At 59.1% G+C, this 25,966-nt stretch carries 22 protein-coding genes; 5 read left to right on the top strand and 17 right to left on the bottom strand.

Going from position 1 to position 25,966, the window contains the following annotated elements; translation table 11 throughout:
- Positions 1 to 180: 180 nt before the first annotated feature.
- Complete coding sequence (locus tag IMCC21224_RS22570; protein WP_053079170.1) at positions 181 to 798, bottom strand: TetR/AcrR family transcriptional regulator; 618 nt, start codon at positions 796 to 798, stop codon at positions 181 to 183.
- Positions 799 to 942: 144 nt separating this feature from the next.
- Between IMCC21224_RS22570 and IMCC21224_RS22565 the strand changes: the two genes are divergently transcribed.
- Both IMCC21224_RS22565 and IMCC21224_RS22560 read left to right on the top strand, forming a co-directional pair.
- Positions 943 to 1,554 (top strand): NADPH-dependent FMN reductase, encoded by a 612-nt coding sequence (locus tag IMCC21224_RS22565; protein WP_047997834.1) that lies wholly within the window; start codon positions 943 to 945, stop codon positions 1,552 to 1,554.
- A 53-nt stretch (positions 1,555 to 1,607) separates the two neighbouring features.
- The gene (locus IMCC21224_RS22560) at positions 1,608 to 2,837 is read left to right on the top strand and encodes an MFS transporter (protein ID WP_197089300.1); all 1,230 of its coding nucleotides are present in this window, start codon (positions 1,608 to 1,610) and stop codon (positions 2,835 to 2,837) included.
- Positions 2,838 to 3,004: 167 nt separating this feature from the next.
- Here the strand turns inward: IMCC21224_RS22560 and IMCC21224_RS22555 are convergent, their stop codons facing one another.
- Together IMCC21224_RS22555 and IMCC21224_RS22550 are read right to left on the bottom strand one after the other, a co-directional pair.
- Positions 3,005 to 3,658: a flavodoxin family protein gene (locus IMCC21224_RS22555; protein ID WP_047997936.1), complete on the bottom strand. Its 654-nt coding sequence runs from the start codon at positions 3,656 to 3,658 to the stop codon at positions 3,005 to 3,007.
- Between the two features lie 209 nt (positions 3,659 to 3,867).
- Entirely contained in the window at positions 3,868 to 4,992 is a 1,125-nt protein-coding gene (locus tag IMCC21224_RS22550) for an MFS transporter (protein WP_197089299.1), read from the bottom strand.
- A 143-nt stretch (positions 4,993 to 5,135) separates the two neighbouring features.
- On the opposite strand from IMCC21224_RS22550, the gene IMCC21224_RS22545 reads away from it, so the two are divergent.
- A complete protein-coding gene (locus IMCC21224_RS22545) occupies positions 5,136 to 6,125 on the top strand; it encodes an AraC family transcriptional regulator (RefSeq protein WP_197089298.1) in 990 nt (329 codons plus the stop codon).
- Between the two features lie 188 nt (positions 6,126 to 6,313).
- Here the strand turns inward: IMCC21224_RS22545 and IMCC21224_RS22540 are convergent, their stop codons facing one another.
- Positions 6,314 to 7,246, bottom strand: a complete 933-nt coding sequence (locus IMCC21224_RS22540) for a LysR family transcriptional regulator (RefSeq protein WP_047997833.1) — start codon at positions 7,244 to 7,246, stop codon at positions 6,314 to 6,316.
- Positions 7,247 to 7,328: 82 nt separating this feature from the next.
- Between IMCC21224_RS22540 and IMCC21224_RS22535 the strand changes: the two genes are divergently transcribed.
- Positions 7,329 to 8,339, top strand: coding sequence for an NAD(P)-dependent alcohol dehydrogenase (locus IMCC21224_RS22535; protein ID WP_047997832.1), 1,011 nt, complete (start codon positions 7,329 to 7,331; stop codon positions 8,337 to 8,339).
- 164 nt (positions 8,340 to 8,503) lie between these two features.
- Here the strand turns inward: IMCC21224_RS22535 and IMCC21224_RS22530 are convergent, their stop codons facing one another.
- The 12 genes from IMCC21224_RS22530 to IMCC21224_RS22470 form a co-directional block, all read right to left on the bottom strand.
- Positions 8,504 to 8,761 (bottom strand): hypothetical protein, encoded by a 258-nt coding sequence (locus tag IMCC21224_RS22530; RefSeq protein WP_156178404.1) that lies wholly within the window; start codon positions 8,759 to 8,761, stop codon positions 8,504 to 8,506.
- 234 nt (positions 8,762 to 8,995) lie between these two features.
- Entirely contained in the window at positions 8,996 to 10,033 is a 1,038-nt protein-coding gene (locus IMCC21224_RS22525) for a saccharopine dehydrogenase NADP-binding domain-containing protein (protein WP_047997830.1), read from the bottom strand.
- Entirely contained in the window at positions 10,030 to 10,623 is a 594-nt protein-coding gene (locus tag IMCC21224_RS22520; protein ID WP_053079168.1) for an ATP-binding cassette domain-containing protein, read from the bottom strand. The genes IMCC21224_RS22525 and IMCC21224_RS22520 overlap by 4 nt, the downstream gene beginning before the upstream one ends.
- A complete protein-coding gene (locus IMCC21224_RS22515; RefSeq protein WP_047997829.1) occupies positions 10,620 to 11,366 on the bottom strand; it encodes an ABC transporter permease in 747 nt (248 codons plus the stop codon). The genes IMCC21224_RS22520 and IMCC21224_RS22515 overlap by 4 nt, the downstream gene beginning before the upstream one ends.
- A complete protein-coding gene (locus IMCC21224_RS22510; RefSeq protein WP_047997828.1) occupies positions 11,363 to 12,274 on the bottom strand; it encodes a taurine ABC transporter substrate-binding protein in 912 nt (303 codons plus the stop codon). The genes IMCC21224_RS22515 and IMCC21224_RS22510 overlap by 4 nt, the downstream gene beginning before the upstream one ends.
- A 4-nt stretch (positions 12,275 to 12,278) precedes the next feature.
- Positions 12,279 to 13,274, bottom strand: coding sequence for a trans-aconitate 2-methyltransferase (locus tag IMCC21224_RS22505; protein WP_047997827.1), 996 nt, complete (start codon positions 13,272 to 13,274; stop codon positions 12,279 to 12,281).
- Positions 13,275 to 13,276: 2 nt separating this feature from the next.
- On the bottom strand, positions 13,277 to 15,340 hold the full coding sequence (locus tag IMCC21224_RS22500; protein WP_047997826.1) for a TonB-dependent receptor: 2,064 nt from the start codon (positions 15,338 to 15,340) through the stop codon (positions 13,277 to 13,279).
- A gap of 75 nt (positions 15,341 to 15,415) precedes the next feature.
- Entirely contained in the window at positions 15,416 to 16,339 is a 924-nt protein-coding gene (locus tag IMCC21224_RS22495) for an AraC family transcriptional regulator (RefSeq protein WP_047997825.1), read from the bottom strand.
- Positions 16,340 to 16,536: 197 nt separating this feature from the next.
- Positions 16,537 to 17,925: an IS1182 family transposase gene (locus IMCC21224_RS22490; protein WP_047997821.1), complete on the bottom strand. Its 1,389-nt coding sequence runs from the start codon at positions 17,923 to 17,925 to the stop codon at positions 16,537 to 16,539.
- 295 nt (positions 17,926 to 18,220) lie between these two features.
- Positions 18,221 to 19,441 (bottom strand): PrpF domain-containing protein, encoded by a 1,221-nt coding sequence (locus tag IMCC21224_RS22485; RefSeq protein ID WP_197089297.1) that lies wholly within the window; start codon positions 19,439 to 19,441, stop codon positions 18,221 to 18,223.
- 216 nt (positions 19,442 to 19,657) lie between these two features.
- Positions 19,658 to 20,847 (bottom strand): IS3 family transposase gene (locus tag IMCC21224_RS22480; protein ID WP_156178403.1). Its coding sequence is split into 2 segments (ribosomal slippage): positions 19,658 to 20,595 and positions 20,595 to 20,847, totalling 1,191 coding nucleotides; the frame shifts between segments, so codons are not numbered across the junction.
- A 353-nt stretch (positions 20,848 to 21,200) separates the two neighbouring features.
- On the bottom strand, positions 21,201 to 22,166 hold the full coding sequence (locus IMCC21224_RS22470) for a threonine/serine dehydratase (RefSeq protein WP_047997822.1): 966 nt from the start codon (positions 22,164 to 22,166) through the stop codon (positions 21,201 to 21,203).
- Positions 22,167 to 22,294: 128 nt separating this feature from the next.
- Here IMCC21224_RS22470 and IMCC21224_RS22465 point away from each other — a divergent pair, with 128 nt between their 5' ends.
- Positions 22,295 to 23,683, top strand: coding sequence for an IS1182 family transposase (locus IMCC21224_RS22465; protein WP_047997821.1), 1,389 nt, complete (start codon positions 22,295 to 22,297; stop codon positions 23,681 to 23,683).
- Positions 23,684 to 24,322: 639 nt separating this feature from the next.
- Here IMCC21224_RS22465 and cml read toward each other — a convergent pair.
- A complete protein-coding gene (gene cml / locus IMCC21224_RS22455; RefSeq protein WP_047997932.1) occupies positions 24,323 to 25,525 on the bottom strand; it encodes a CmlA/FloR family chloramphenicol efflux MFS transporter in 1,203 nt (400 codons plus the stop codon).
- Positions 25,526 to 25,966: the final 441 nt, after the last annotated feature.

Genomic DNA, 25,966 nt, shown 5'->3' with positions numbered 1-25,966 from the left:
CGGGCTCGATCCCGACTTTCGCCGCACATGTCACGAACGGCCGCTGTCGGACAAAAACCCCTGGTCACAATGTGTAGGGCAAAAACGGTGGATTCTGCCTGTGACAGAACCGTTGAGTTCTGACCAGCGGACCCCAGGCCGCCTATGTCGCTAAAAGTTAAGTGGTTACAGCATCTGGCTTCAGGCTTTGAACGCACGAAGGAAAGTCTCGACTCCAGCACGAACCACCGCAGCTATGAAGGCTGGATCGGTGGGGACCGTACCGCCGAACGTTCGTTCATTCACTTCGGTCCCGACCAGCGCCACGAATTGATTGGCCGCGCGCGTGCTATCATCAAACTTTAAGAGCCCTCGTTTTTGGAGATCCTCCAGCGCCCCAGTCAAAGCCCGATGAACCGCCCTTGGTCCAGCTGCCGCCCAGTCGGCCAGCACATCTGCTGGAAGGTGACCTGCCTCGGCATAGATATGGCGAACCAGTGCGAAATGTTCCGGAAATCTTGAACGGTTGGTCGCAAAAGCTGTTCCCAATGCGCGAAGATCTTCTTCTAGATCAACAATCTTGCCAAGATGACGCTCAATCTCAGCAATCTGCGCGTCGCGAACCTCCTGCGCACTTTCGACAATTAGGGCACTAAACAGGCCGGACTTATCGCCGAAATGATTGTAGATCGTGCGCGAGGACACATTCGCTGTCGCAGCGATGTCGTCCATGCTGGCTCTGGCGAAGCCGTCGCGCCCGAACACTGTGCGCGCGCCACGAATGATGGCTTCACGTTTTGAAACGTTGCCTGTTACCATATTTTTCTCCAAATTTATCAATATTATAGACAGGCGTCGCTGATGCCGTACATGCAAAATACTGATTTGCCCTTGAAATTACAACGGTCATTGTAAATTATACAGTGAACGTTGTAATTAATGAAACATGGCAAGGACACAAACATGCTCACCATCGGCATCATTACCGGAAGTACCCGACCCGGCCGAAAATCCCATCTTATTGCAAAGGGTGTCGCGCATGCGGCCCGTGAAAGCTGCGGAGACCGGGCCAAGTTCAACGTCCTCGACATCGCAGATTTTGATCTGCCGATGCTGGATGAGCCTGTGCCTGCGATCATGGGGGACTATCGCCACGCTCACACGAAGACATGGGCAAAGGCCGTCGATGCCTGTGATGGCTTCATTTTCGTGACGCCTGAGTACAACCACTCGATCCCAGGGGCGCTGAAGAACGCGATCGACTTTCTGTATTCCGAGTGGTCCGACAAAGCCGCTGGTTTCGTCAGCTATGGCGGTATCGGTGGCGCACGGGCGGTCGAGCAATTGCGTCTGATCCTTGCCGAGACGCGCACCGCGACCGTGCGCTCTCAGGTGCTGATGACATCTCAGACCTCCAAGGCGCTTTTTACCGCACCCGAAGCATGGGTTGGGGGCGATCGCGCCGTTGATGCCCTAGTAGAAACCTTGATCCAGGTTCTTGACTGGTCGGAAGCCTTGAAAACACTAAGAGTGCGGCAGGCTGCATCATTCTCCGAAGACGCAACGGCATCATGACCTTAGCCCCCGCGACCACGGCAGCACCTACGCATGCCCCGCCAAGCTGGCTGTTGAAGCTGACGCTTTTGCTGACCGCCTGTCTGACAATCATGGCAGGAGCGACAATCTCGCCGTCATTGCCGGGGATCACCGCAGCGTACGCCGGCACAGCGCATATCGAACTTCTCAGCCGACTGGTATTGACCCTGCCGGCGCTTTTTGTCGTCATCGCCTCGCCGATCATCGGAAGAGTTGCTGACCGCGTGGGGCGAACATCGTTGCTGATAGGCACAATCGTTCTCTACGCCCTTGCCGGAAGCTCGGGACTTTGGCTGGATAGCTTCTACGGACTGCTGGCCGGGCGGGCGTTGCTGGGAGTCGCCGTGGCAGGGATCATGACGCTCGGGATGGCACTGGCAGGCGACTATTTTAATGGGGCGGAACGGGATCGCTACATGGGGCTCCAACAGGCTTTCACCGGATTTGGCGGTCTTGTGTTTTTGACGGCGGGAGGATTCCTCGCGGATATCAACTGGCGCTATCCGTTCGTGATCTACGCGTTTGCTCTGCCGCTGGCATTTCTCGCGTGGCGTGTTCTGACTGAACCCATGCCGGATAGACCCAAAGGAAACGACCCTGCTGGTGTGACTTTTGCAAATCCGGCCGGTATTCTCGCTCTCTGCGTCGTGGCCCTGTTTGTCAGCGGCGCTTTCTACATCATCCCTTCGCAACTACCCTATCGCCTCAAAGAGCTAGGGTTTATGTCGCCTTCGCTCGCCGGACTTTCGATGGGGCTGATGACATTCGTTTCCGCGATGGCGTCGCTGACTTTCGGCACGTTGCGGAGTAGAATGGGTGCCAAGGTCATCTTTCTGGTTGGCCTGACGGCGATGGCTCTCGGCATTACCGTGACAGGCGCGAGCACCACAATACTGACGGTGATGTGTGGGACGGGGCTGACGGGTCTCGGGATGGGGATCTCCATCCCGAATATCTTCTCAAGTGCCATGGCACTTGCATCGCCACAAACTCGTGGTCGAACAGCAGGTGTGATTACGGCAAGCCTATTCCTGGGACAGTTCGTGTCACCGCTTCTAAGCCAGCCAATTATTGCATCGTTCCACTACCCAGCTGCATTCTATGCTGCTGCCGTACTTACAATAGCTGCGCTCCTGCCTGCGCTGCGCTCCTGCCTGCGCTGCGCTCCGGCAGTGATGACTAAGTTCATCAGTCTCTGCATTTATTGGAAATCTCAACGCGACTTCGCAGGGCTACTATGGCGGGCAATGACAAACAGTTAAGATGAAGCCGACGTTCGCAGATGTACCATCTCCCCAGTCGCCCGCGTCCGGCCGCGTGCCGCACTCGGAAAAGCGACCATGGGGCGGGCCTACCGGCCAAACCTTCCGCAGAAGCAGACTTGAAGCCCAAAATAACGAAACTGCGCACCCCGGCACCAGTTCTATGTCTACTTAGTATGACCCGTTTCTTTCCATACGACAGGAGCTCGCTCGGTATCTAGTCGATAGTCGGAATAGGGACGGGTGAGAATTTCTGAGCCGATATGTTCGGCTTGCTGAACGGGATTGGCAGGGTCTCGGCAAACGTCGCCGCGAGAGTTGCCTATTCCGCGTACGACGCCAACGAAATCTGACTGTGTGTATCGGGAGAATTCTTGCATCTGATGCACGATGCCAAGGGCAGCCCCGGGATAGGTTTCCTCTGATGCGAGCACCAACCCAAGCCGCTTGCCGCGCATGGCCCGAAGTACGCTGTGTGAGTCCGGAGCGGACGCCGCATAGTGACAAAAGCTCCTGTCGAGAAACGCCTTCATTTGGGCGGACATTCCGTACCAATAGATTGGCGAGCAGAAAATGACAGCTCGTGCAGGTAGGAAATCCTCGAAGAACAGCGTCCGGTATCCGTCGGCAATCGCGCATTCGCCGTTCGCTTGACGACATGTCCGACAATCGCGGAGGAAGCTGGTCATGTGGTCGTCGAGGAAGCGCAACCGAACATCGATGCCCGCCTTCTCCGCACCGCGGCGTACAGCCTCTGCCAATGTTGCAGTGTTTCCGTTCCGGCGCGGGCTTCCTACAAGGACAAGCAGTTTTTCGGACATGTCAAACAAACCTTTCATTTTTAGATATGAGACGTCCCGTCGCGCCCATCTGGTTTTTCGCGAGAGGCTTCTTCTGACCGCGGCAGTGAAGAACACCGTGATCCAATTTTGGCATCCCTCTATTAGTCCCTGGACCGGGTGGCCAATTTAGCTTTTTTCAGGTGGACGCTGGATGAAAGCGATAAGATCATCGATACGACCTATTTTAGTCATTCGTCGTTACCCAGCGGCTTGATCTTAAGAATGATCGTTATGACCGCCGCGACGAGGATAAGCCCACTGATCAGGAACACACCGCGCGGCCCAGAGATTTCCAGTAGCCCACCACCCAATCCTGCTCCTGCCGCGATCGCAAAGTTGATGGCGGCAACGATGAGCCCACCGCCTGCCTCGGCTTGGTCCGGCATCGCGCGGGTGATCCATGTGGACCATGACACGGGTACCCCCGCAAAGACGAGACCCCATACCGCAATCAACAGCGCATCAACCGCCGTCACTCCGCCAAAGAGGGTCAGCACGAGTGCGAGTCCCGCCATGACCGTCGGCATCATGATCAGCGCAAGCCGCAGTGACCGCTGAATGACAAAGGCAATCAGGTAAGTTCCGAGAAAGTTGGCAAGTCCAAAGCCAAAAAGGATTGCAGTTACGCCGTCAACGCCCACACCTGTTACGGTTTCCAGAAACGGTCGGATATAAGTGAAGAATGTGAAGTGGCCGGCGAACACCATCAGCACTGCGATCATCCCGATGCCAATGCCCGGACGGCACAGAACCTCGAACAAGATCGTCATGCGTGCTTTGCCCTGTGCTGGCAAAGACGGAAGCGTCAGCATCTGGACCAAAAGGGCTAGCACGGCAAGTCCGGTGGCGGCAACAAAAACGCCCCGCCAGCCAATCATGGCCCCAAGATAGCTGCCAACCGGCACCGCAAAAACAGTCGCCGCAGAGACCCCCAAGAACATGATTGATATCGCACGTGGGATGTCACGGTCTGGCACCAACCGCATCAACGTGGCGATCGACAAGCTCCAGAAACCGCCCAAAGCAATCCCCATTAAAACACGCCCGAACAGCAATGTAAGAATACCCGGTGCGGTCGCGACAGTCAGGTTGGAAATAATCAGCAGAACCGAAAACCCCATCAAAACCCATTTGCGATCAATGCCGCGTATTGCAACCGAAATGAACAGGCTGGTCAAAAGCGCCACAAGCGCGGTTACGGTTACGGCCTGTCCAGCGGCCCCTTTACTGATGTTCAGCCCCTCGGCGAGCGGCGTCAAAAGGCTGGCGGGAAGGAACTCTGCCGTCACCAGCGAAAAAACACCAAGTGACATTGAAAAGACGGCGCCCCAAGCGGGACGCGTTTGAATTTCGTCTGATATGTCTGGCTGAACATTTGTCGCGAATGTATCTGATGGCATAAGGCGCTCCATGGCGTTGTCTGTTGGTTGGACAGAGATATAGCTAGAAATATCGGATGAACTGTGCCAGTTTCACCGACATGTTTGATCCAAACGCCGAAATGCATGAATCACATGATGCCGTGAGCGAGGTGCTTCTTGGCATGCGCTTGCGTGGTGCGAACTATTGGCGACTGCGGCTGACACCGCCCTTTGGGGTGAATTTCACGGCCAGTGACGACGCGCGTTTTCACTTCATCGGCCAAGGGAAGGCGCTGCTGCTTTTGCCAGATGTCGCACCGCGCATCATGTCTGCGGGTGATGCCGTTCTGATCCCGCGTGGGCACCCCCATCAGATACTGTCAGGGCCGCGCGTCGCGGCGCGCGATTTCGACCGCTTTACGCCTGAACCCGTTTGCCAGGCGTTCAGCGAGATCCGTGAATGTGACGATGCCGCATGTCGCAGCACCGACACCACGATCCTGACTGGCGCTATGGAGTTGGATCTCGCCACGGTGCATCCGCTGGTGGCGTTGATGCCTGAGGCGATGTCAGTGGGCGCCCTGCTAGATAGCCAACCGGAAATGCACGCAATCCTTGCTGCGATGGAAATTGAGATGCAGTGGGATCGGCCGGGATCGGCGGGTATCCTCGCGCGTCTGGCGGATGTCATTGCAGCGCTGATCATTCGGGGCTGGGTCGAATGCGGCTGCGATAACGCCTCTGGCGTGATCACCGCACTGCGCGACCCGCGACTTGCAAGGGTACTGGTTGAGTTGCACCGAGATCCCGGGAGGGACTGGGACGTTGCAATGATGGCTGGCTTGATGGGTGCTTCGCGTTCGATGTTTTCAGATCGCTTTGTCGACGTGCTGGGCGTCAGCCCGTTGCGCTATCTGACGGATCTGCGAATGCGTGTAGCTGCACAGTTGCTGGAACAAGAGGGCACTTCGGTGATGTCCGTCGCTTACCGCCTTGGCTATTCCTCGCAAGCGGCGTTCACCCGCGCATTCAAACGCGTAATCGGCACGTCCCCCGCCGCACACAGGCGGAGTGCGGGAAAGTAAGGCCCAACATTTGAAGTGAGGGATGCTGTTGCAATGGCCGTGCCTACAAAATTAGCCACGTTTTATCTTCTCAAAGCGCGACCGGCGAGCCCGACATGGCAATGGCGTATCGCCAAGATTCGGCGACGGGCCGGCGGAGAATGCTCAAGGGGTAACTTGTGCAGGCCAGTTGCGACGCCTGAACCTGGTCATCTGAGCTGTGCCGCGGCCCAAGGTGGATCAGGCCGAAAACGTCTTGTAAGCCAGTCAGAAAACGCGCGGGTTTTGCTCGGGAGCCCTGCAAGTGATGGGGTGACTATCTGGATGGCACCCTCGTCCGGGATGCGCCAGTCCGCCAGCACGCGGACAAGTTGGCCTGATGCCAATTGGCGCGCCACCAGCCAGTCGGAGCTGTAGAGCAGGCCAAGCCCGGCAACCGCAGAATCGACCAGAACCTCCCCATCGTCACTTGCGAACGCGCCTGTAACGGGCACCGTCAGTGTTTTCCCATCCGCGTCGAAAAACTCCCAGACGGCCGGGTTAACCTTGCCAGTGAAGCGCAGGCAGTTGTGCTGGACGAGGTCGCTTGGATTACGAAGTGGTCCGGCGGTCGCAAGATAGTCCGGCGACGCGCAGAGCAGTCGGTAACGCGGGAACAGCCGCCGCGCGACAAGGCGGGAATCGGGCAGCACACCCAGCCGTACTGCAAGGTCGAACTGTTCACCGATGATATCGACAAATCGGTTGCTGAGCTCTGCCTCTATCGTCACCTGAGGATGCGCTTTCAGAAATTCCGCGATCAATGGCGATAGCCACATCCGCCCAAAGCTGGTTGGCAGTGACAGGCGCAAATTTCCGCGCGGCGCGCCTTCTGCAAAGGCAGAGGCCTCCCGATCGGCGGCGGCCAGTTCGCGCAGCAGGGGTCGTAGACGTTCAAGATAGGCGCGCCCGGCTTCGGTCAGTGTCACGCGCCGTGTACTGCGTTCCGCAAGTCGCACGCCAAGCCGCGCCTCAAGCGCCTGAACCCGCCTTGAGATGATTGTGGGATCGCGCCCGACCCGCTGACCGGCCAAGGCAAAGCTGCCGGCGTCCGCAAGCGCGACAAAGGCCTCTATCGTGTCGAGATCAGGGTATTGCTGCATAATATGCAGGTATAAGCTGTAAAATGTATCTATTCCAGTTAAATTCATGGGGCCGTATCTGTTGATCCAAAGGAGATCGAACATGTACAGCATTGAACTGAGCGGCCCCACCATCTCAACGATCAAACGCGTTTCTATCCCCGAACCCGGAAATGTCGGTCATGGGCAGGCACTGGTGCGCATGCGTGCAGCGGCCTTCAACTACCTTGATCGATTGGTCGCGACAGGGGGCTATCCCGGCGCCCTTTATCCCAATATTCCGGTGGCGGATGGCGCGGGCGAAGTGATTGCGGTCGGCGATGGCGTGGAGAACGTTGGCGTCGGCGACCATGTTGCCGTCCATCCCAAAGCGTTGTGGATTTCAGGTCGCGGCACGGACCGCAACAATGGTGCGATGCGCGGCGTGACCATTCCGGGATCGCTCGTCGAACTGGCGCTGGTCGATGCAGCATCGCTTGTCGTAGCGCCCGCCCATTTGGGGTTCGAAGCGATCGCGAGCTTGCCAATTCCCGCAACCACGGGCTGGAATGCACTGCGCGCCGGTGAGATCACCCCCGGATCTACCGTTGTTTTGCCGGGTACAGGCGTCACCGCCTTGCAGACTCTGCAACTTGCCAAGGCCGCTGGTGCGCGCGTTATCATCACCTCGTCTTCGGACGAGAAGCTGGAGCGTGCCAAAGCACTGGGAGCCGACGAAGGTATCAACTACCGGGCAACCCCGGACTGGCAGGACGAGGTTCTGCGTATGACTGATGGCTTGGGCGCCGATCTGGTACTTGAGACAACCGGGACAGATACGTTTTCCCGCTCGCTAATAGCGGTTCGGCACGGCGGCACTGTCTATGCTATCGGATTTGTCAGCGGGCGAGACACACCACTTGATCTGCTGGCGGTCATTGGCAAGGCGATCCGCGTGATTGGCGGCAATACCGGATCGGCTGCCGATTTCCAGGCCGCGACCGACGCCATCTCAGCGCATCGCATCGAGCCGGTGATTGCCCAGGCGTTCTCGGTCGGCGACATCAGTGACGCCTATGCAGCGCTGCAAAAGGGCGGGCAGTTCGGCAAGATCGCGATCACACTGGACTGGTAAGGCTGGCCATCAGGTCCCTTTAAGGCAGACACGCGCCCGTGCTCGACAGCGCAACCGGCATCTTCTAGGCCGCGCCCGCACGGCGCGTGTGACTGCTTGGTAAAACGCCAAACGCGCAGCGCTATTGCCGCGCGAAATGTGACCGAGACACTTAGACCACCGCTTCAGCGGCTGGCGTTGCCGGCAGGCAAGGCGTCAATCCGCGAGATCAGGGATTCATAAGCCCCTTCGCGTTCAGACGGGATGTTTACCACGTCCATTGCCACACCGCACGGCAGACAAAAGGCGGTGCCCGGCATCAACTTCTCGGCCAAGTCGCCGATCCAGATTTTCTTGGCCCCGTGCAGCACGATGCCAATCGCTGGACAGTCCATTTTGATCGCCGCAAGGCGTTCACGTTCAAACGCGCAATAGGTGAACATCTGTTGGCCTTGCGCGCGCGTTCCACGCAAAACGGGAAGGTCCGCCAGCAGACTTGCGAGCAACCGCTTGCGTTGAGGCTTTGCCTGAAAGGCGAGGTGCATATTCAACAGGCAGAGGTCGGCTATGCGGACAGAGCTGACCTTCGACGAACGGCGGCTTTCGGTTTGGGATACAAACGGTAGATTTTGCCTTTTGACAAATAGCTTCCTGCCCGTCTCCGGTGCTACCGCGGGTCATCCGGCCTGTTGGATCAGAATCTCCTGAACACTTGGCATGTCTGTCAACCGGAGTAGACCGGGGATGCGATCCTCGGTCGCTTCAACCAGTGCCAACGCGGCAGTGGCAAGAATTCCTGCGGTCAGGTCTGCTTGCGGACCGCCTGTCAGAGATTTTCTGCCTAACAAGTTACCTTGCGCGTCGTATGCTTCAACGACCACGTGCGTATCGGTTCCGCCCATCTTAGGCATTCGTAGGATCGACCGTGCGAGGGTCGCGGCGTGGCGCTGGATGATGTTCGCGAGTGCAGGACGGCTCAGCCAGCCCAGAACGCGCGTCATCCAGCCCGGATCGACCGCGAGATATGTGCGCGCGCTGTCCAAGGCATTATCGCGCGCGATGCCTTGCTGGTCGCAGAAGGCGAACCCGATGGCCGAGACGGTACCCGTATCGGTCTCGAAGGTTCGGCGCAGCGCGCCCGTGCGGATGTCCTGCCATTTGCCATCCACCTTGACCGGATAGGTCCGCCCCAGCGATTGCAGGGTCCATTCGGTTGCGGCGAATCCGTGATGCACGCCCATGCCCATCTCGATCAGCACGTCGATGCGGGCCGTTTCAGGATGATCGCGGCACAGACCTGCGGCCATGACGTTGGTCAGGCCCGGCGCGAGACCGGCTTCGAGAATGGCGCTGGCCTGCGGGCGTGCCACGGCCTCAATCGCGCTGCGCAGCGCGGTCACGTAATCGGGCGACGCCGAACTGTCGATGAAACCCGTGCCTTCGGCAATCAGTGTAGCGGCGAGGCCGGGCGGCGTGGCCTCGGTCAGGCTGATGCAAAGTGTCATGCCCTTCAACCGTGTGGCCGCTTCCGTCGCCTTGACGTCGAGGGCCATGCCTTCGCAGCGCTGGCCTATGGTCCGCGCGACCCGTGTAGCCTTCGTGCCATCGCGCCCGGCAAGGAGGATACGGGCATCGCTGCGCGCGTGCAGCAGGCGCGCAACGCGCAGGCCGACATCGCCGTAACCGCCGAGGATACAGATCGTCTGTTCTGTCATTGCGTTTCCCTGGCTTTGTCGAGCGACAGGGATTGACCTTGGAACAGTCGCCGCGCCGGATCATGCGTGACCTCGATGATGGCCAATCCGGTTTTCTCATGTTGTTTCCGGATCATATCGCGGGCCGCTTCCCAACGGGCCGCATCGAGCCCGCCGAGGGCCTCGTCCAGCAGCAGGATGTCGGGCTCGATGCCCAGGGCGCGTAGGAGCGCAGCGCGCTGTGCCTGTCCTTTCGACAGGGTCGCGGCCGGTCTGTCAGCCATATCCCGAAGTCCAAGTTGCGACAGGGCGGGCATGATGTCCTCTCCGTCCGAACGGACAAGGGACAGGTTCTGCGCCACGGTCAGGTCTGGCAACAGCCGCGGCTCTGCAAAGGCGAAACCGGGCCGCTCGAAGCGGCGCACCAACCGCGTGGCATCCGGCGTTTCAAGGCCGGCGATCACGCGCAGAAGGCTTGTCTTGCCCGCGCCACTCGGGCCGGAGAGGAACAAGCAATCGCCCTTGCGGATGTTCAGCGACAGGTCCGAGAATGCGGGCGCGCCCGCTGCGTCATATCGCAACGTCATGTTTGCGCCTTCGAAGAGGGTCATGCGCGACCTCTCGTTCCCGGCAGGCGAGCCAATGCGGCGTCGAATGCTGCTACCAGGGCGAGGATAATCAGCACCAGCGCGAAAAGGCGATCTGTCTGCAGGTAGGTCTGCGCTGTCTGCACGGCATCGCCGAGCCCGTTCGCGCCGCTGAGCAGCTCGGTCAGCAATGTCACGCGCAGCCCGTTCGCCACGCCGATCCGCAGGGCGGGACCGAGGGCAGTCCAGAATGCGGGCCAGATGACGTGGCGTACCCGCTTGGACAGGGGCACCCGGAACAGGCGGGCCATTTCGTCGATCTGCGGATCGACGGCGCGCAAACCTTCGGCAACCGCGACCTGAAAGACGGGCATGAGCAAGGCGGCGACGCTCAGGATCACCGTCCACGTGCCGCCACGCGTCCAGAGTATGAAGAGAATGACCAGGATCGGCGCGGGTATCCCCATGAGCAGAAGCCGCAAAGGAGCTAGGAACGCAGCCACGCGGCATGAGCGGTGGCCGATGATCCCGAGCGGAATGCCGACGGCGATTGCCAATGACAGACCGCCCGCCATGCGCAAAAGGCTCGGGGCAAGCGCACCGCTCCAGAACGCGGGGTCGGCCAGCAATGCCACGGTCGCGGATGCGACCGTGATCGGCGCGGGCAGCAGCGCGGGCAGGGTTTGCCACGCGACGATCTGCCAGGCGCCCACGAGCAAACCGCAGCCCAGTGCAAACGCAAGCAAGTTCCGTTTCCAGGCCGTCATTCACTGGCCGGATCGAAGAATGCGGCATTGGGCAATTCGCCGCCCAGTGCCTCGGGCGCGATGCTGAAAATCTCGGCATAGAATGCTGCAAGGGCCGTGCGATTTTCAGGTAGGCTCAGGGCTCGCGGTGCCATGTCCGCGTAACCTTCGCCCGTGTCCGGCAGATCGGGAAAGACGCTGGCCAACAGGGCCGCGGCCTGTTGCGGAGCTGCCGCGAGCCGTGCGAATGCCGCTTCATAGGCGGCTTGCAGATCGGGACGGTCCGCCGGGATGTTCGATACAACCGCGCCGCCGGGAGGACAGGCCTCCAGCGCGGTCTGCCCGCGCCACAGCTCGCAGACATCCGCAAGACGGGCCATATCCGGCGCCTGCGCAACGAGAACGCTCGCCAAGGGCTCGGGCAGCAGGGCAATCTCCGCGCGACCGACCAGAACCAGCTGCATCGTTGCCATGTAATTGCCCGTATATGTCGGCGTGAAGGCATCCGGGGCATCTAACGCAAGCCGCTGCATCAGCAGATCGGGCAGATTGCCCTTGAACGGCAAGGCAAGGCTGCGCCCGGCAAGATCGCTCGGGTTCTCCAAAGCCGGGCCGCGTCCGACGATCCAGAGTGCCCCTTCCGAGCTGGTGGCGCTCCACACCCGCAAATCGATCCCGCGCGCATCCCAGAGCGCCGCCGTCAGGCTGGGTGCCACCGCCACGAGCGATGCCTCATCCATCAGGCGCGTGCGCAAATCCTCCTGGCTGGTCCACGGGCGAAACGTGAACGTGATCCCGCGATCCTCCAAGGGCTGATCCTCGGCCAGTGCGATCAGGGGAGCGGTTTCCCAGGTCGGAGGGCCGGACAGGACGATTTCCTCAGCACGGGCTGGCAGGCCGATGATGAGAAGGAGGGCAAAAAGGCGCATGACATCAATTCCTTTTCCGCGCGAGGTCGAGGCGGAACCGTCCGAAAGCCGTCGTCACGGTTTGCGTTTCAAGGTCTGCCAATCCGGCATCCGACATCGCATCGGCGATCTCGCCTTCTGCGAAGGACACATCCCCTTGCCGCAGCGAGGGCATCAGCCGCCCGATGACATGCTCGGGAGGCCCCGTCCGGGCATCGTGCAGCGCTTCGTGAAAGCTGACCAAGACGCCATTTGGGTTAAGAACGTCCGCAAGCCGTTCGATCAGCCGTTGCAGGCCGTTGTCGCGAAAATAGAGCGACATGGAGCACCAGACGATATCGAATGGCCCCTCGGGCAATGTGTCGTTGTAGCTGCCTGCCACGACTTCGACGGGCAGGTCGGCAGTGTCCACGCGGATGCGGTCGGCAACCGGCGGAAGATCTAGCAACGTGATGTGCAGCTCGGGACGCCGTGCCAGAAGGCGGCGGGCCAGCACGGCGCTGCCGGGGCCGACCTCCAAAAGCGATGCCGCCCGCGTCCATTCATGCAAGCCCACCAGACAGGGCTCCATCGCGTCGGCGGCGACCGCCCGGTGAAACGCCTTCAGCGACCCATGCGCACGATCCCAATGGGTCGCATCGAAAAGCGGGCGTTCGGGTGCAGGGCGGTCGGGGCGCAGGAGTTCCGCGATGTCGTCCAGACCGGCATGACGCATTCCGGCCATCGCCCGCAGGTTTTCCCGCAGGTTGCGCGAACCGTCAGCTACGACGAAGGGCAGGATGTCGGGGGCGGTGTGAAACACGCCTGCCGACTGCTCCAGAAACCGGGCTGCGACCAGTGCCCGCAGGACGAGGGCGACCTGTCCTGCATCGAGGCCCCTGGCATCTGCGACGGCCTTTGCGGTTCGTCCTTCTGCGCAGAAGTCGAACAGACCGGTTTCAAGCGCCCAGTCGAGCAGGGCGAACCGGATTGGACCTTCAATTGTGGCATAGAGCCGTGCTGCCCCTTCGGATTGCGCCATGCCTACCACTCCATGCGATAGTTGACGCCGAACCGCCGGGCTGCCCCATCCTCGACCACCGTTCCGCGCACGGTATTTGCGGCGCTTGCGTAATACTCTTCATCGAAGAGGTTGGTTGCCCAAACCGTCAGCTTGCCCTTGTCGAACTGGCGGCTGAGGCTGACATCCACGGCATGATAGCCGTCCTGCTCTATCGTGTTGCCGGGGTCGAAGTAATAGTTTCCCGAGCCGTTGAGGGCGATTTCACCGGACCAGCCATTCCGCCCGTCGTAGGAAAGCGCAAGCCCGTAAGTGGTCTCGGGGGCCAGCGGAAGAGCATTGCCCGAGTAATCCACCGGACGCAGCCCGCCCGTTCCCGAATCGAACACCGTCGTCTCGAAGGATGTCGCGCGGGCCTTCTGCCAACCGGCCGTCGCGCGAACGCTCCAGCCTTGTCCAAGAGGCGCGCTGGCTTCCGCCTCGATCCCGTAGGTTTCCGCCTCGGCCGCGTTCGAGATGCGCTGCGCGGCGCCCGGAATCGTCTCGGCGATCTGCTTGTCGTCGACCCGGGTATAGAACCCCGCCAGCCGCAACGCCGCGCCGCTTGCAAAATCCTTCTTCACGCCGGTCTCGAAGCTCCAGCTGTATTCCAGGTCATAGGTCAGGCTGCCCGCATCACTGGCGAAGGCGTAGTTGTAGCCCCCCGGCAGATATCCGCGCGCCAGCGTTCCGTAGAGGATGGTGTCGGGTGTCACGTCATAGGCGGCGGTCAGCTTTGGCAGCACTGTCAGGTCGCTTTGCGAGCCCTCATAGCGCCTGCTGCCTGCCATCGTGGTCAGTTGCTGGGTCGCATCGCTCTCGGTCCAGTCGAGGCGAACCCCCGCGCCCAGCCTCAGCCGGTCGTTCACCGCATACTCGCCGAACCCGTAGAGCCCAAGCCCGCTTTGCGTGATCTCGGTCTGCCGGTCGGTGGAGAGTGCGCCGAGGGTGAACGCCACGTCGGTTTTCTGTCGGTAGACATGCACACCTGCCGACCACTTGAGCGGACCGGCCCCCTCAGGAGAGGTCAGGCGGATTTCCTGCGACAGCATCCGGTCTTCAAGATCGAGCGTGGTCACGCCCAGAGGCAGGCGCGAGCTGTCGAAATCGAGGGTGAAATCGCGGTTGAAAGTCGTGAATCCGGTGATCGCGGTCAGGTCGAACCCGTCAAAGCTTTGAGAATATTCCAGTGCGGTCACGCTCATGTCGCGGGTTTCCGACGAAGGATCGCCGTAGCTCGATTGAAAGCGCCCTGTCGCCAGCGGTCCGCTGACATAGCGGAACTGTTCCTTGTTCAGATCCTCATGTTCGGCAACGCTTGTCAGCCGCAGGCTGGCCCCGTTCTCAAGCGCCCATTGCACGCCGAAAACAGCCGTGAGGCGCTCGCTCTTGCCGCCATCATCCGCACCCGTCGCCGGGTCGGTGATCACACCCTGATCGCCTGCCACCTCGGCCCCGAAGGTGAGCGCAACATCGTCGTTCAGCCAGCCCGAGTAGAGCAGCGACCCATTCGCCCCCAGGGGCGACGCACCGACATCCGATCCGTTCACGCCGATTTCCGCCTGCCAGCCGTCGAGGCTGCCCGGTGCAAGCGTGTCGTAGCTCAGCAATCCCGCCTCGCTGTTGCGCCCGATGGTGGTGCCCTGCGGACCTTTGAGCAGCGTCACCTGATCGGCGGCAAAGAAATGTGGCAATTGCAGGGTGCCCAGCGGCAGAGACACGCCGTTGACGCGATACCCCACAGGATCGGCCAGCGCATTGTCGAAGGCCGAGATGCCGCGCACCACCAGACGCTCGCCGGAATTGGCGCGCTGGAATACGACGTTTGCGCTGCGGTCGGTGATGGCTTGGAGATCGCGTTTGGGAGTACCATCTCTGTCTTGGGGCGTCAGGACCGTGGCACTGGTCGCGGCCTGGCTGGCCAGCTCGTCCCAATGATGAACCGACACAAAGATGGGCGGCAGTTCATAGGGCGTTTCCTGTGCGAGGGCCGGAAAGGCGCAAAACGCGGGCAGGATTGCCATTGGCAAACAGGTGGAGCGGGGCATCGCAGAATCCTTTTTTCCACGATGTGCCACGCCTGGTCGCGCAAAACTTATATCTTACCAAAAAACTCTTGTATTTTAAGAAAGCTGGCCGCTTTGCCGGGATTTTCGCCATTCTCTGGGGCTCGCACCGTTAAGGTCGCGCCAGGCCTTGCTCAGGTGGGACGGGCTGGAAAAGCCGCATTCGAAAGCGATCTTGATGAGTGAGCGGTCGGTTTCGCCAATCAGATGCGCCGCCTTTTCGAGACGCATGGCGCGCAGGTGCTCGAATACCGAACGGCCGGTCTCAAGCCGGAACGCACGGTTCAAAGTGACATGACTGACGCCGAGGCTCCGGGCCAGATCGGACAGGACGATCCGTTCGCCCAATCGTTCGGCCAATATCGAGCGCGCCCGCGCGACAAGCAGTTTCGGATCGGGGCCGCCCCGAACGTTGGGCGCGTCCTTGTCCAGATCTTCCAGCGCATGGCCGATCAATGCAAGGCATTGCCCTTCCTTGCGGATCATGGCGGCGGGCGTGTCCAGCCCATCGAACAACGTCGCAAAGTCGGCCCGTCCGGGAACAGGCAGATCGAGACGGCGAAAGACACCGGACCGGGGAAATGCCCGTTGCAGCGCCGAGCGGAGGTGATCCGAAAGCGTCGCCAATGTCAGCGATAGAACGATATTCGCGCAGCCGGTGCCCTTGGGCACGATCCGGCGAAACGCAGCTTCTCCGGGCCTGATGGCCCATCCCGCCCCGCGCGAGATGACGTGTTCTGCGTCCGGCGTCCTGATGGTCATCTCACCCGACAGATTGAATGCCAGCAGAAGCTGACCGGGTGGTCGCTGGATATCGTCGCTATGATCCTGATCCGGCGAAAACCGGCTGCGCGCGACGGTCATGCCCTCGCTGATGCAAACCACATCGACCACAGGCGAGCGTGGCTGGCCGGGCAGCGTCACGGAGGTGCCGCGCCCAGCCTCGCGTGGCCAGAAATGTGTAGGGTTGAATTGGGCCATTATGAAGCACGCATGGTGTATCTATTGAACCTCATACAATGAACTGTTCTTTAGCGCTGACATTCGCTGCATCTCGACGAAGGAGCAAGAAGGGCTGATGCTGTTGAAAAACTCATCTGCGACTTCGGACCGGTCTCCGCACTTTGTGCGTTTTCAGTGAGAGTTGATCACTTTGAGTAGCGGCGAGATCGGGTTTCTTAGCCGACCGGTGCCGATGGGGCCGTTATCGGGCAAAGCTTTGCCAGTTTCCGGAGGTTCTGGGCGGTGGCGGCGAGTGTAAACTCGTCTTTCACCCCCAACGGTCCCCTCAGCCTGAGACGGTTGAGGCCCAGGATGCGCTTCAGATGCGCGAAGAGCATCTCGACTTTTTTGCGCCGTTTCTGGGCGATCTCATTGAATGCGGAGGCCGTGCAGCTGCGGGCAAAATCACGCACCACCTCATACTTCCCGCGCTGGATGCTGCGGGTGTCGCTGTTGGGGCAGCATTTTTCCTTCAAAGGGCAGGCCTGACAGTGCGCCTTCGCCGCCCGATACCTGCGCGGTTTCATCTCAGTCGAGATACGCCCCGGATCGGAATAATTCCTCCGGGTGTGCCGCAGATCCTGGCCTTCGGGGCAGATGTAGCGGTCATTCTCATCATCCCAGGTGAAGTCCGAACGCGACAAAGTTCCGTCCGTGCGTTCGCCTTTATCGATGACTGGGATGAAGGGCAGGATCTGCCGTTTCAGGGCGATCTCAACCAGGCTCTCTTCGGATCCATAGGCTGTATCGGCGACCAGCCAGTCTGGGCGTAGGCTAAAACGCTTTGCTGTGCGGTCGAGCATCGTGAAGGTAGAACCCACCTCGGCCTGCCGCACTGATCGGGTCGCTTCTACATCCATGATGATCCCGTAGTCCGTATCGATCAGGTAATTGTCTGAATAAGCGAAGAAAGCAGGTCCCTTGCGCGCTGCGGTCCACTGGCTGGCAGGATCGGCATGGGCCGTGAACTTTGGCTTTACGGGCGTCGCCGCTCCGAAAGCCTCTTCGTCGAGCGTATCGAGATATTCCCGCACCGCTCTCGGGGCCTCTGCTGGATCGATGGAGGCCGCATCCCACTTATCCTGACGGCTGGAGCTCTGCGTCTGGACATCGGCGCTGATCAGACTGGCATCGACAGCGAAGCCAGTGCCGCCGACCAGGCCACGGGAGATGCACTGGGCGACCACCCGTTCAAAGATATGGCGAAAGATGTTGCTGTCGCGGAACTTGCCATGTCTCAGCTTTGAGAAGGTTGAATGATCCGGCACCTTGTCCTCGAGCCCCAAACGGCAAAACCAGCGGTAGGCGAGGTTGAGATGCACCTCCTGGCAGAGGCGCCGCTCGGACCGCAGCCCCATGACATAGCCGACAACCAGCATCCTGATCATGAGTTCGGGGTCGATCGAAGGTCGGCCGGTGTGACTGTAAAAGTCGCGCATATCGTCGTGCAGACCATCCAGATCCAGAAAGCGATCAATCCCCCGGAGAAGATGGTCGGCCGGGATATGAGTCTCAAGGTCAAACTCGTAGAACAACCGGGCGTGAACCTTTTGCCTTCCAAGCATCGCAAACCCTCCAGATCCCCATAATCCAATGGAATCAGAAGCTTTTGATCCGATCAAGCGCAGAGTTTTTCAACAGCATCGGCTCGTACCTGCCGTTCGCCGCGCCCCGTACCAACTTCCGCAACGCGGACATTGCCGACATTCAATTGTGCTGTATTGGGGTTAGGCGGGATCGGTCGGATCCGACAAGATTTAGCGGTTCCTCCCCAGGGAGTCTTCCGCCAACAAAGCCACGATGTCCCGGAGATCGGCCGTTGTGGTACGGCGGAACGTAAGGTTGTCCGTCATGAAATCCTCATTCGATCTTATTGGCGGCAAGAGCCTCTCGCAAATCGCTCGAAGCGCGGTAGAGGGGGACATGACCTTTGAGTAGCACCTGCGCATTCCTCCGGTATCCAGCACGGTGTATCTCGACGGCATCGCCCTGAATGCGGGCGGTCATGGTCATGTCGAGTTTTCCGGCAGGATTTTCGGCCGAAAGCTGCAAGTCAATCCAGTTTCCGCTCAAAGTGGGAGTGCTGTCGGACAGACTGTTCGCGACGCTGCCCGGGATCAGGCAGGCCGCAGCCAGGCAACTGCCCCCTGAAACGGAGAGCGTTGCATGACCGGATTGCGGCGTGAAATAGCGGACGGATATGGTGCCGCCGTCGCGCGGGGGAGCCACAAGGCAAATTTTCGGAATGGTCTCGCTACGAGACAAGTCCTCTCTGGTCATGGGTTGGCCATTTGGCCGCTTAAGGTTCATTGCAAGTCCCGCCTCGACCCACGTTTCCCGGAGCGACGCTTTGAAAGCGGCATCACCATCGAGTTCCGATACCGCCTCGTATCCCGTCTTGCCGAAATCCCTTGCATCGCAGATCACCATCGGAACGGCCACATCCACACAGGACACCCGTCGACCGGCAGCGATATCCACGACACGTCCGGTGGGAAGCAGAGTTCCCGTCTTGGATCCCACAGGGTCGTTGAGAAACAGATCGACTTGCGGGAACACGCCGTCTACGCCCGGTATGGCCGCACCCACAAAGGCTCCGGACCCGGAGCGAGCCATGCGGGCGGTGGTAACAACACCGGTATTGGTATTACGGATGTCTATCTCGGCCGCTTCGTCCTGTGCCGGGAACCACCCTTGTTCTGTGAGCCACATAGGGATCGCGGCAGACATGTTCCCGCAATTGACGCTCCAGTCCACGACGGCATGATCCGCTGCCAACTGCGCCAATGTGCTGGTGGCAGCCATATGCTCGCCTGAACCCTCGACAGAAACGAAGAAGACCTTGTTGCTTGTCGGATACCCCCGTCCGAGACCGGTAATCTGGCGATTGTCCTTCTGACTTCCCGTCTGCGGAACGCCCATCAGGTGCCGAAGCAGTTCCTCCCGCAGGTGTCGCTCTGCAGGCGCGAAAGCGTCTTGGATAATCAGACCAGTCGAGGTGCCTCCCCGCATGTGGTGAACGGGAAACCAGATCGTGCCATCGCCTTGAATCACAGGCATTGGTGAAATGTTACAGAGCATCACTATCCTCTTTGGTTTTCAACTTGTACCGTTGACTAGCTGCTGCCAACTAAGCTCGGCGCCTCAAAACGCTCGTGTTTCATCCTCACCGCCTTTAGGCATCGCGAGTTGGTCAAGGCGCATGGCTTTAATCACATCGCCCCCTATTGGCATACCAATGTATACAGAGTAGCAGATTGTTGAGATGTGACAAGGTCCTGACCTGCCACTGAACCTTCATCCAGCCGCGACCGGAGCCCGGTTAGTGTTTACGCCGATTGGCGCAGGTTGAGCAATCGCCCGACGCGCGGAGCTTTCATCTCGCGCAGCGGGGCGGGCGATTGCGGTGGTCAGGGCCCGTGCGTAGTCAGCCGGGGTCTGGTAGCCCAAGGCCGAATGGGGACGCTCGGTGTTGTAGTCCCTGGCCCAGGCTGCGATCACGATCCGCGCATGGGCCAGGTTGCGGAACATGGTCTCATTGAGCAGCTCGTCGCGCATCCGGCCGTTGAAGCTTTCGGCGAAACCATTCTGCATCGGTTTGCCTGGCGCAATATAATGCCATTCGATCCGGTGCTCGGAACACCACCGCAGGATCGCGTTACTGGTCAGTTCCGTCCCATTATCGCTGACAATCATCCCAGGCCTTCCGCGGCGTTCGATCAGAGCTGTCAGTTCACGCGCCACCCGGCGCCCCGAGATCGACGTATCTGGGATCGCCGCCAAGCATTCCCGGGTGACGTCGTCGACCACGTTGAGCACGCGAAAGCGCTGGCCGTTGGCAAACTGGTCATGGACGAAATCCAATGACCAACGGGCGTTCGGTCGCGCCTCGACCAGAATCGGGGCCCGTGTCCCAACGGCCTTGCGCCGCGCCTTCCGCTTGCGCACCGTCAGCCCTTCCTCGCGGTAGAGCCGATAGACCCGGTTGATGCCGGATGGCTCGCCCTCGCGGCGCAGCAGCACGAACAGGCGCCGGTAGCCGAACCGTCTGCGTTCGTTGGCCAACTCGCGCAGACGGCCACGCAGTTCCGTATCCGGAGCTCGCTGCGCCTGATAGCGGACCATCTTGCGATCCGCCCCGGCAATCCGGCACGCCCGCCGTTCCGAGATCCCGAGCCGGGACCTCAGATGCGCGACAGCCTCGCGCTTCACGGCAGGCGTCACCACTTTTTTGAAACCAGTTCCTTCATCGCCGCCAGATCCAGCATCTGTTCGGCAAGCAGCTTCTTCAGTTTGGCGTTCTCGTCTTCGAGCGTCTTCAGCCGCTTGGCCTCTGACACCGTCATGCCGCCGAACTTAGCTTTCCAGTTATAGAAGGTCCCTTCCGACATGCCGTGCTTGCGGCAAAGGTCCGCGCACTTCGCGCCTGCCTCGTGCTCGGCTAGGATGCCGATGATCTGCTCGTCCGTGAATCTCGTTCGCTTCATTGTCCGTCCTCAGGTTGGGCCGGACTCTAATCGACGGTGGAGGAAAAATCCCGTGGCAGGTCAGTCCGGTTTGGGCTCGGAGCGGACCTTCGTCGCGCGCTGCGCCATGGACTGGTTCGCGGGACAAAGCGACCACTGGCCTATGTAAGACCAATGTCGGCTATCGAGAAAAGGCATCTGAGCGACTGCAATTTTGACCGTTCAACAAACGGTCCTTTTTGGCAGGCTGAAAATCCTAAAGCGGACGCTCGTTGCGGGGTGCATGGATGTCCGGTGCGCGGGACAAAACCGACCTTCACTCAGGAACCGACATCCCAATTGTCGAGACATTGTTAGAAGCGCAATCCGCACAGCTATTCTCTGTTGATCACCCAATTTTCGAAGTCACGGGGCGCGACATTGGCTCCACACAGAACTGTGGCAATAGTTTGCCCACGAAAGCGGTCTGGGTTTTCTAAGATGCAGGCAACACCCAAAGCGGCGGCAGGTTCAACAACAAGGCCAGAGCACTCGTAAAGCAGGCGCATACCTTCGATTATACTATCTTCTTTGACCAACAGGGCATCATCCACGATTTCCAACATATCAGTCAAAACATCGGGGATAGTATACCTTCCGGCAACACCATCGGCGATTGTGTTGGGCGGGCCGGAATCCACTACTTCTCCAGCAAGATAGGATCGACTTAGCGCAGGTGCATTTTGAGGTTGAACGCACAGAACTCTGGTATCTGGGTGACGGGATTTCAAAGCGAAACCGATACCAGTCGCCATTGCTCCAGCACCAAGCGAAATCAAAACAGAATCCAAAGAAATCGGTAGGTTGGCGAGTTCCAATCCAATCGTTCCTGCCCCTTCACAGGTATCAATATTCTTGCTGTCTTCAACAAGAAATGCGCCTGTCTTTTGGGAGTGCTCAATCGCGACGTTTAGTGCTTCTTCAATCTGGCCCTCCACCAATACAACAGTTGCCCCCAATGCCTTCATCCGTTCAATTTTGAGAGGGTTGGCGGTACTGGATACCGTCACAGTAACATCGAAACCTCTGTTGCTCCCACAATAGGCAAGTGCCTGACCAAGGTTCCCGGCACTCGCGCATACAACCGATTTGGGGCCATTGGTTGCTTTAAGGTTGGCCAAAACGGTTTCCGTTCCTCGCCCTTTGAAGCATCGGACGGGGTTCAAAGTTTCCACCTTCAAAACAACACCGCATCCCAAAGCCTTACTGAGATGTGGGCAGAGGTATTGAGGGGTATTCTGGAATACGGCGTCGATATGTTTGGCGGCGTCTTCTATACGTTTGATGTTAAGTCTGGTCATGACATTCAATAATCAAAAGCAGGCCTTATAGGCAAGTAGGTTTGGACTGATGCTGTTGAAAAACTCTGCGCTTGATCGGATCAAAAGCTTCTGATTCCATTGGATTATGGGGATCTGGAGGGTTTGCGATGCTTGGAAGGCAAAAGGTTCACGCCCGGTTGTTCTACGAGTTTGACCTTGAGACTCATATCCCGGCCGACCATCTTCTCCGGGGGATTGATCGCTTTCTGGATCTGGATGGTCTGCACGACGATATGCGCGACTTTTACAGTCACACCGGCCGACCTTCGATCGACCCCGAACTCATGATCAGGATGCTGGTTGTCGGCTATGTCATGGGGCTGCGGTCCGAGCGGCGCCTCTGCCAGGAGGTGCATCTCAACCTCGCCTACCGCTGGTTTTGCCGTTTGGGGCTCGAGGACAAGGTGCCGGATCATTCAACCTTCTCAAAGCTGAGACATGGCAAGTTCCGCGACAGCAACATCTTTCGCCATATCTTTGAACGGGTGGTCGCCCAGTGCATCTCCCGTGGCCTGGTCGGCGGCACTGGCTTCGCTGTCGATGCCAGTCTGATCAGCGCCGATGTCCAGACGCAGAGCTCCAGCCGTCAGGATAAGTGGGATGCGGCCTCCATCGATCCAGCAGAGGCCCCGAGAGCGGTGCGGGAATATCTCGATACGCTCGACGAAGAGGCTTTCGGAGCGGCGACGCCCGTAAAGCCAAAGTTCACGGCCCATGCCGATCCTGCCAGCCAGTGGACCGCAGCGCGCAAGGGACCTGCTTTCTTCGCTTATTCAGACAATTACCTGATCGATACGGACTACGGGATCATCATGGATGTAGAAGCGACCCGATCAGTGCGGCAGGCCGAGGTGGGTTCTACCTTCACGATGCTCGACCGCACAGCAAAGCGTTTTAGCCTACGCCCAGACTGGCTGGTCGCCGATACAGCCTATGGATCCGAAGAGAGCCTGGTTGAGATCGCCCTGAAACGGCAGATCCTGCCCTTCATCCCAGTCATCGATAAAGGCGAACGCACGGACGGAACTTTGTCGCGTTCGGACTTCACCTGGGATGATGAGAATGACCGCTACATCTGCCCCGAAGGCCAGGATCTGCGGCACACCCGGAGGAATTATTCCGATCCGGGGCGTATCTCGACTGAGATGAAACCGCGCAGGTATCGGGCGGCGAAGGCGCACTGTCAGGCCTGCCCTTTGAAGGAAAAATGCTGCCCCAACAGCGACACCCGCAGCATCCAGCGCGGGAAGTATGAGGTGGTGCGTGATTTTGCCCGCAGCTGCACGGCCTCCGCATTCAATGAGATCGCCCAGAAACGGCGCAAAAAAGTCGAGATGCTCTTCGCGCATCTGAAGCGCATCCTGGGCCTCAACCGTCTCAGGCTGAGGGGACCGTTGGGGGTGAAAGACGAGTTTACACTCGCCGCCACCGCCCAGAACCTCCGGAAACTGGCAAAGCTTTGCCCGATAACGGCCCCATCGGCACCGGTCGGCTAAGAAACCCGATCTCGCCGCTACTCAAAGTGATCAACTCTCACTGAAAACGCACAAAGTGCGGAGACCGGTCCGAAGTCGCAGATGAGTTTTTCAACAGCATCGACTCTCTACCGGCATTCGCCGCGCGACGCATGAACGGCTGGTCTGGGTAAAACCGCCTCTCGCTCTGCCCTTCCAAAAACGCTCGTTTTTGGAACAGGTGCAAACTACCTCATTGGAGGCTACCAAAAACCCCGTTCCAAACCCAAGACCTTGTTGAAGGTTTTTGACCGCCTCCTGACAGACGACATTCGCTGCGAAGCAGAAATCTTGCAATATGGGCTCGAACCGGACCTTCGCTGCATACGTCACGAATGGCCGCTGTCGGACAAAAATCTATGGTCACAATGCGCGGGTCACAAACGGTGGATTCGGCCTGTGGCAGAAATGGTTGAGTTTTGACCGGCGTACGCCAGCCAGTGGACCTTCACCGGAAGGCTGGTCGTTGTCGGAAGTGCGGGACAAAGTGTGCTTTCGCTACGTAAGCGCAAATGGTTGCTCTCAGAGATCGCTAAACAAAGGATTACTTCTGGGCATGACCCGCCCCGGCCTTGTTTATTATAGCCCGGTGCTCATTATAGGCACCGGGCGTTCCATTCATCAGTCGCTCAGGCTTGCTCGTGGAAGTGTTGTCCACACCCAAAGGGCAGCGACAACCGACATGAACGCCATATATCCCACCAATGGGAAGGCAGTGCTTCCACCCAGCAAGACGATGAAAGCGGTACCCACAAGCCCGACGATGACACTCTGACCGCAGAAGTGTAACGCGACGGCAGTCCCGGCTGCATCGCCAAAATCGCTCAATGCACCATTCGCGGTCACGGCCCCGATCATCACGATACCCAAAGCACCGATCCACATCGGCGCGATGAATAGGGCTACAGAGTTCGGCCAACCAAACTGGCGGAGCATCAGTAACAACGCTGCAGAGAAAATCAGCGCGAGCCCCCGAAAAACGCACCCGGGGTTTCCCCACCTCGCAACAAAGCCGGGCGCAAACCGTGATGCAGCGATCATGACCGCTGCAACTGTCGCAAACAAAATACTAAAACCCAGTTCACTCATTCCGGCCACTTCGATCAGAACACGCGGTGCCGTCGAGAAAAACACAAAGAACGTTCCCATCGCTGTGCCGAAGGCGACGGTATAGGCCCAGAACGCGCGGCTTTTCAGGATATCAAGTGCACCAACCTTGACCGTTCTTTCCTGGCGGGTGCGAGTTTCGGGCCAATTCGGGATGACCGTTATGGCAACCGCGATGGTGGTGAGCGCCAACAGCCAGAAGATCCACCTCCATCCCATTGCGTCAGCAATCAGAGCCCCTGCAATAGGCCCAAGCGCAGGCACGAAAGACAGCATCGCATTCATCAAGCTGTAGATCGTCCCGCTTTCTGGCTTTTCGGCATAGACGTCGCGAATGGTTGCAAAGACGGCAACCAGCATTGCAGAAGCGCCAACGGCCTGAACTACCCGCAACGCCACGAATGCGGGGGCGAACGAGGTTGCGGCCAGTCCAAGTGTCGCCGTGATAAACAAGCCGACGCCAATCACCAGGACCGGTCGTCGCCCGATGCGATCAGATAAGGGCCCGAACAGTACTTGTCCGACACCCAGCATAATCATGTACAGTGACAGCGTCATCTGCACGACCGACGCGCTTGTACCAAGAATAGCGGGCATGGCCGGGACAACAGGCAGATAAATGTCCATTCCAAGCGATGCTAAAAGATTAAAAGGGATTAGCAGCGCAAGGGCTGCCGTTAGGCTGTAGGACCACAGCCGATTATCATTCTTATACATGTGAAACGTTCCGTTGGAGAAAATCCGACGGCCGTTCAGGGGCGCTTTCGCGATGACCTTTTCAAACAGCCGCAACAACCAAGTGAGGGTTGGTGCGGCTCAGCGGCGTGCTTTTTTGGGTCCCACGGTGTGCTCCTGTCAAGTTGCGGGGCGGCTATCACATAAAGGCGGTGTGTAAAAGGCCCATATAAGCAACTCTAAGTAAATAGAAACGCGCTATCGGCTCAACGCTCGGCAAAGCCATCGCTGATTTCAAAACATTTTTGACCCGCCGTTGGTTGCAATTTTCACGAATGACCCCTTGGCCCCCTGCCCCGCCCTACGGTCATAGCGCCGCGCTCTGGGTCAGCGATGTGACAAAAGTCGGTTTTGTTTGGCAACTGACAATGGGTGTCAGATGCCAAGCACTTTTGACTCTATGCGTCGAATTTTCTGAACCTT

Origin of the sequence: Puniceibacterium sp. IMCC21224 (genome assembly GCF_001038505.1) — a bacterium.
Taxonomy (GTDB): Bacteria; Pseudomonadota; Alphaproteobacteria; order Rhodobacterales; family Rhodobacteraceae; genus Puniceibacterium.
Note: the sequence above shows the minus strand (reverse complement) of the source record. Positions and strands in the feature narration are given on the sequence as shown.

Bases quoted from the DNA above. Each gene is read 5' to 3' on its own strand.
- IMCC21224_RS22515 (WP_047997829.1), bottom strand. From the start codon at position 11,366: ATGACGGCCTGGAAACGGAACTTGCTTGCGTTTGCACTGGGCTGCGGT.
- IMCC21224_RS22525 (WP_047997830.1), bottom strand. From the start codon at position 10,033: ATGACAGAACAGACGATCTGTATCCTCGGCGGTTACGGCGATGTCGGC.
- IMCC21224_RS22485 (WP_197089297.1), bottom strand. From the start codon at position 19,441: ATGCTCTGTAACATTTCACCAATGCCTGTGATTCAAGGCGATGGCACG.
- IMCC21224_RS22530 (WP_156178404.1), bottom strand. From the start codon at position 8,761: ATGTTCACCTATTGCGCGTTTGAACGTGAACGCCTTGCGGCGATCAAA.
- IMCC21224_RS22490 (WP_047997821.1), bottom strand. From the start codon at position 17,925: ATGCTTGGAAGGCAAAAGGTTCACGCCCGGTTGTTCTACGAGTTTGAC.
- IMCC21224_RS22510 (WP_047997828.1), bottom strand. From the start codon at position 12,274: ATGCGCCTTTTTGCCCTCCTTCTCATCATCGGCCTGCCAGCCCGTGCT.
- IMCC21224_RS22555 (WP_047997936.1), bottom strand. From the start codon at position 3,658: ATGTCCGAAAAACTGCTTGTCCTTGTAGGAAGCCCGCGCCGGAACGGA.
- IMCC21224_RS22465 (WP_047997821.1), top strand. From the start codon at position 22,295: ATGCTTGGAAGGCAAAAGGTTCACGCCCGGTTGTTCTACGAGTTTGAC.
- IMCC21224_RS22520 (WP_053079168.1), bottom strand. From the start codon at position 10,623: ATGACCCTCTTCGAAGGCGCAAACATGACGTTGCGATATGACGCAGCG.
- IMCC21224_RS22540 (WP_047997833.1), bottom strand. From the start codon at position 7,246: ATGCAGCAATACCCTGATCTCGACACGATAGAGGCCTTTGTCGCGCTT.
- IMCC21224_RS22565 (WP_047997834.1), top strand. From the start codon at position 943: ATGCTCACCATCGGCATCATTACCGGAAGTACCCGACCCGGCCGAAAA.
- cml (WP_047997932.1), bottom strand. From the start codon at position 25,525: ATGTATAAGAATGATAATCGGCTGTGGTCCTACAGCCTAACGGCAGCC.
- IMCC21224_RS22500 (WP_047997826.1), bottom strand. From the start codon at position 15,340: ATGCCCCGCTCCACCTGTTTGCCAATGGCAATCCTGCCCGCGTTTTGC.
- IMCC21224_RS22550 (WP_197089299.1), bottom strand. From the start codon at position 4,992: ATGTCACTTGGTGTTTTTTCGCTGGTGACGGCAGAGTTCCTTCCCGCC.
- IMCC21224_RS22495 (WP_047997825.1), bottom strand. From the start codon at position 16,339: ATGGCCCAATTCAACCCTACACATTTCTGGCCACGCGAGGCTGGGCGC.
- IMCC21224_RS22505 (WP_047997827.1), bottom strand. From the start codon at position 13,274: ATGGCGCAATCCGAAGGGGCAGCACGGCTCTATGCCACAATTGAAGGT.
- IMCC21224_RS22545 (WP_197089298.1), top strand. From the start codon at position 5,136: ATGAACTGTGCCAGTTTCACCGACATGTTTGATCCAAACGCCGAAATG.
- IMCC21224_RS22570 (WP_053079170.1), bottom strand. From the start codon at position 798: ATGGTAACAGGCAACGTTTCAAAACGTGAAGCCATCATTCGTGGCGCG.
- IMCC21224_RS22470 (WP_047997822.1), bottom strand. From the start codon at position 22,166: ATGACCAGACTTAACATCAAACGTATAGAAGACGCCGCCAAACATATC.
- IMCC21224_RS22535 (WP_047997832.1), top strand. From the start codon at position 7,329: ATGTACAGCATTGAACTGAGCGGCCCCACCATCTCAACGATCAAACGC.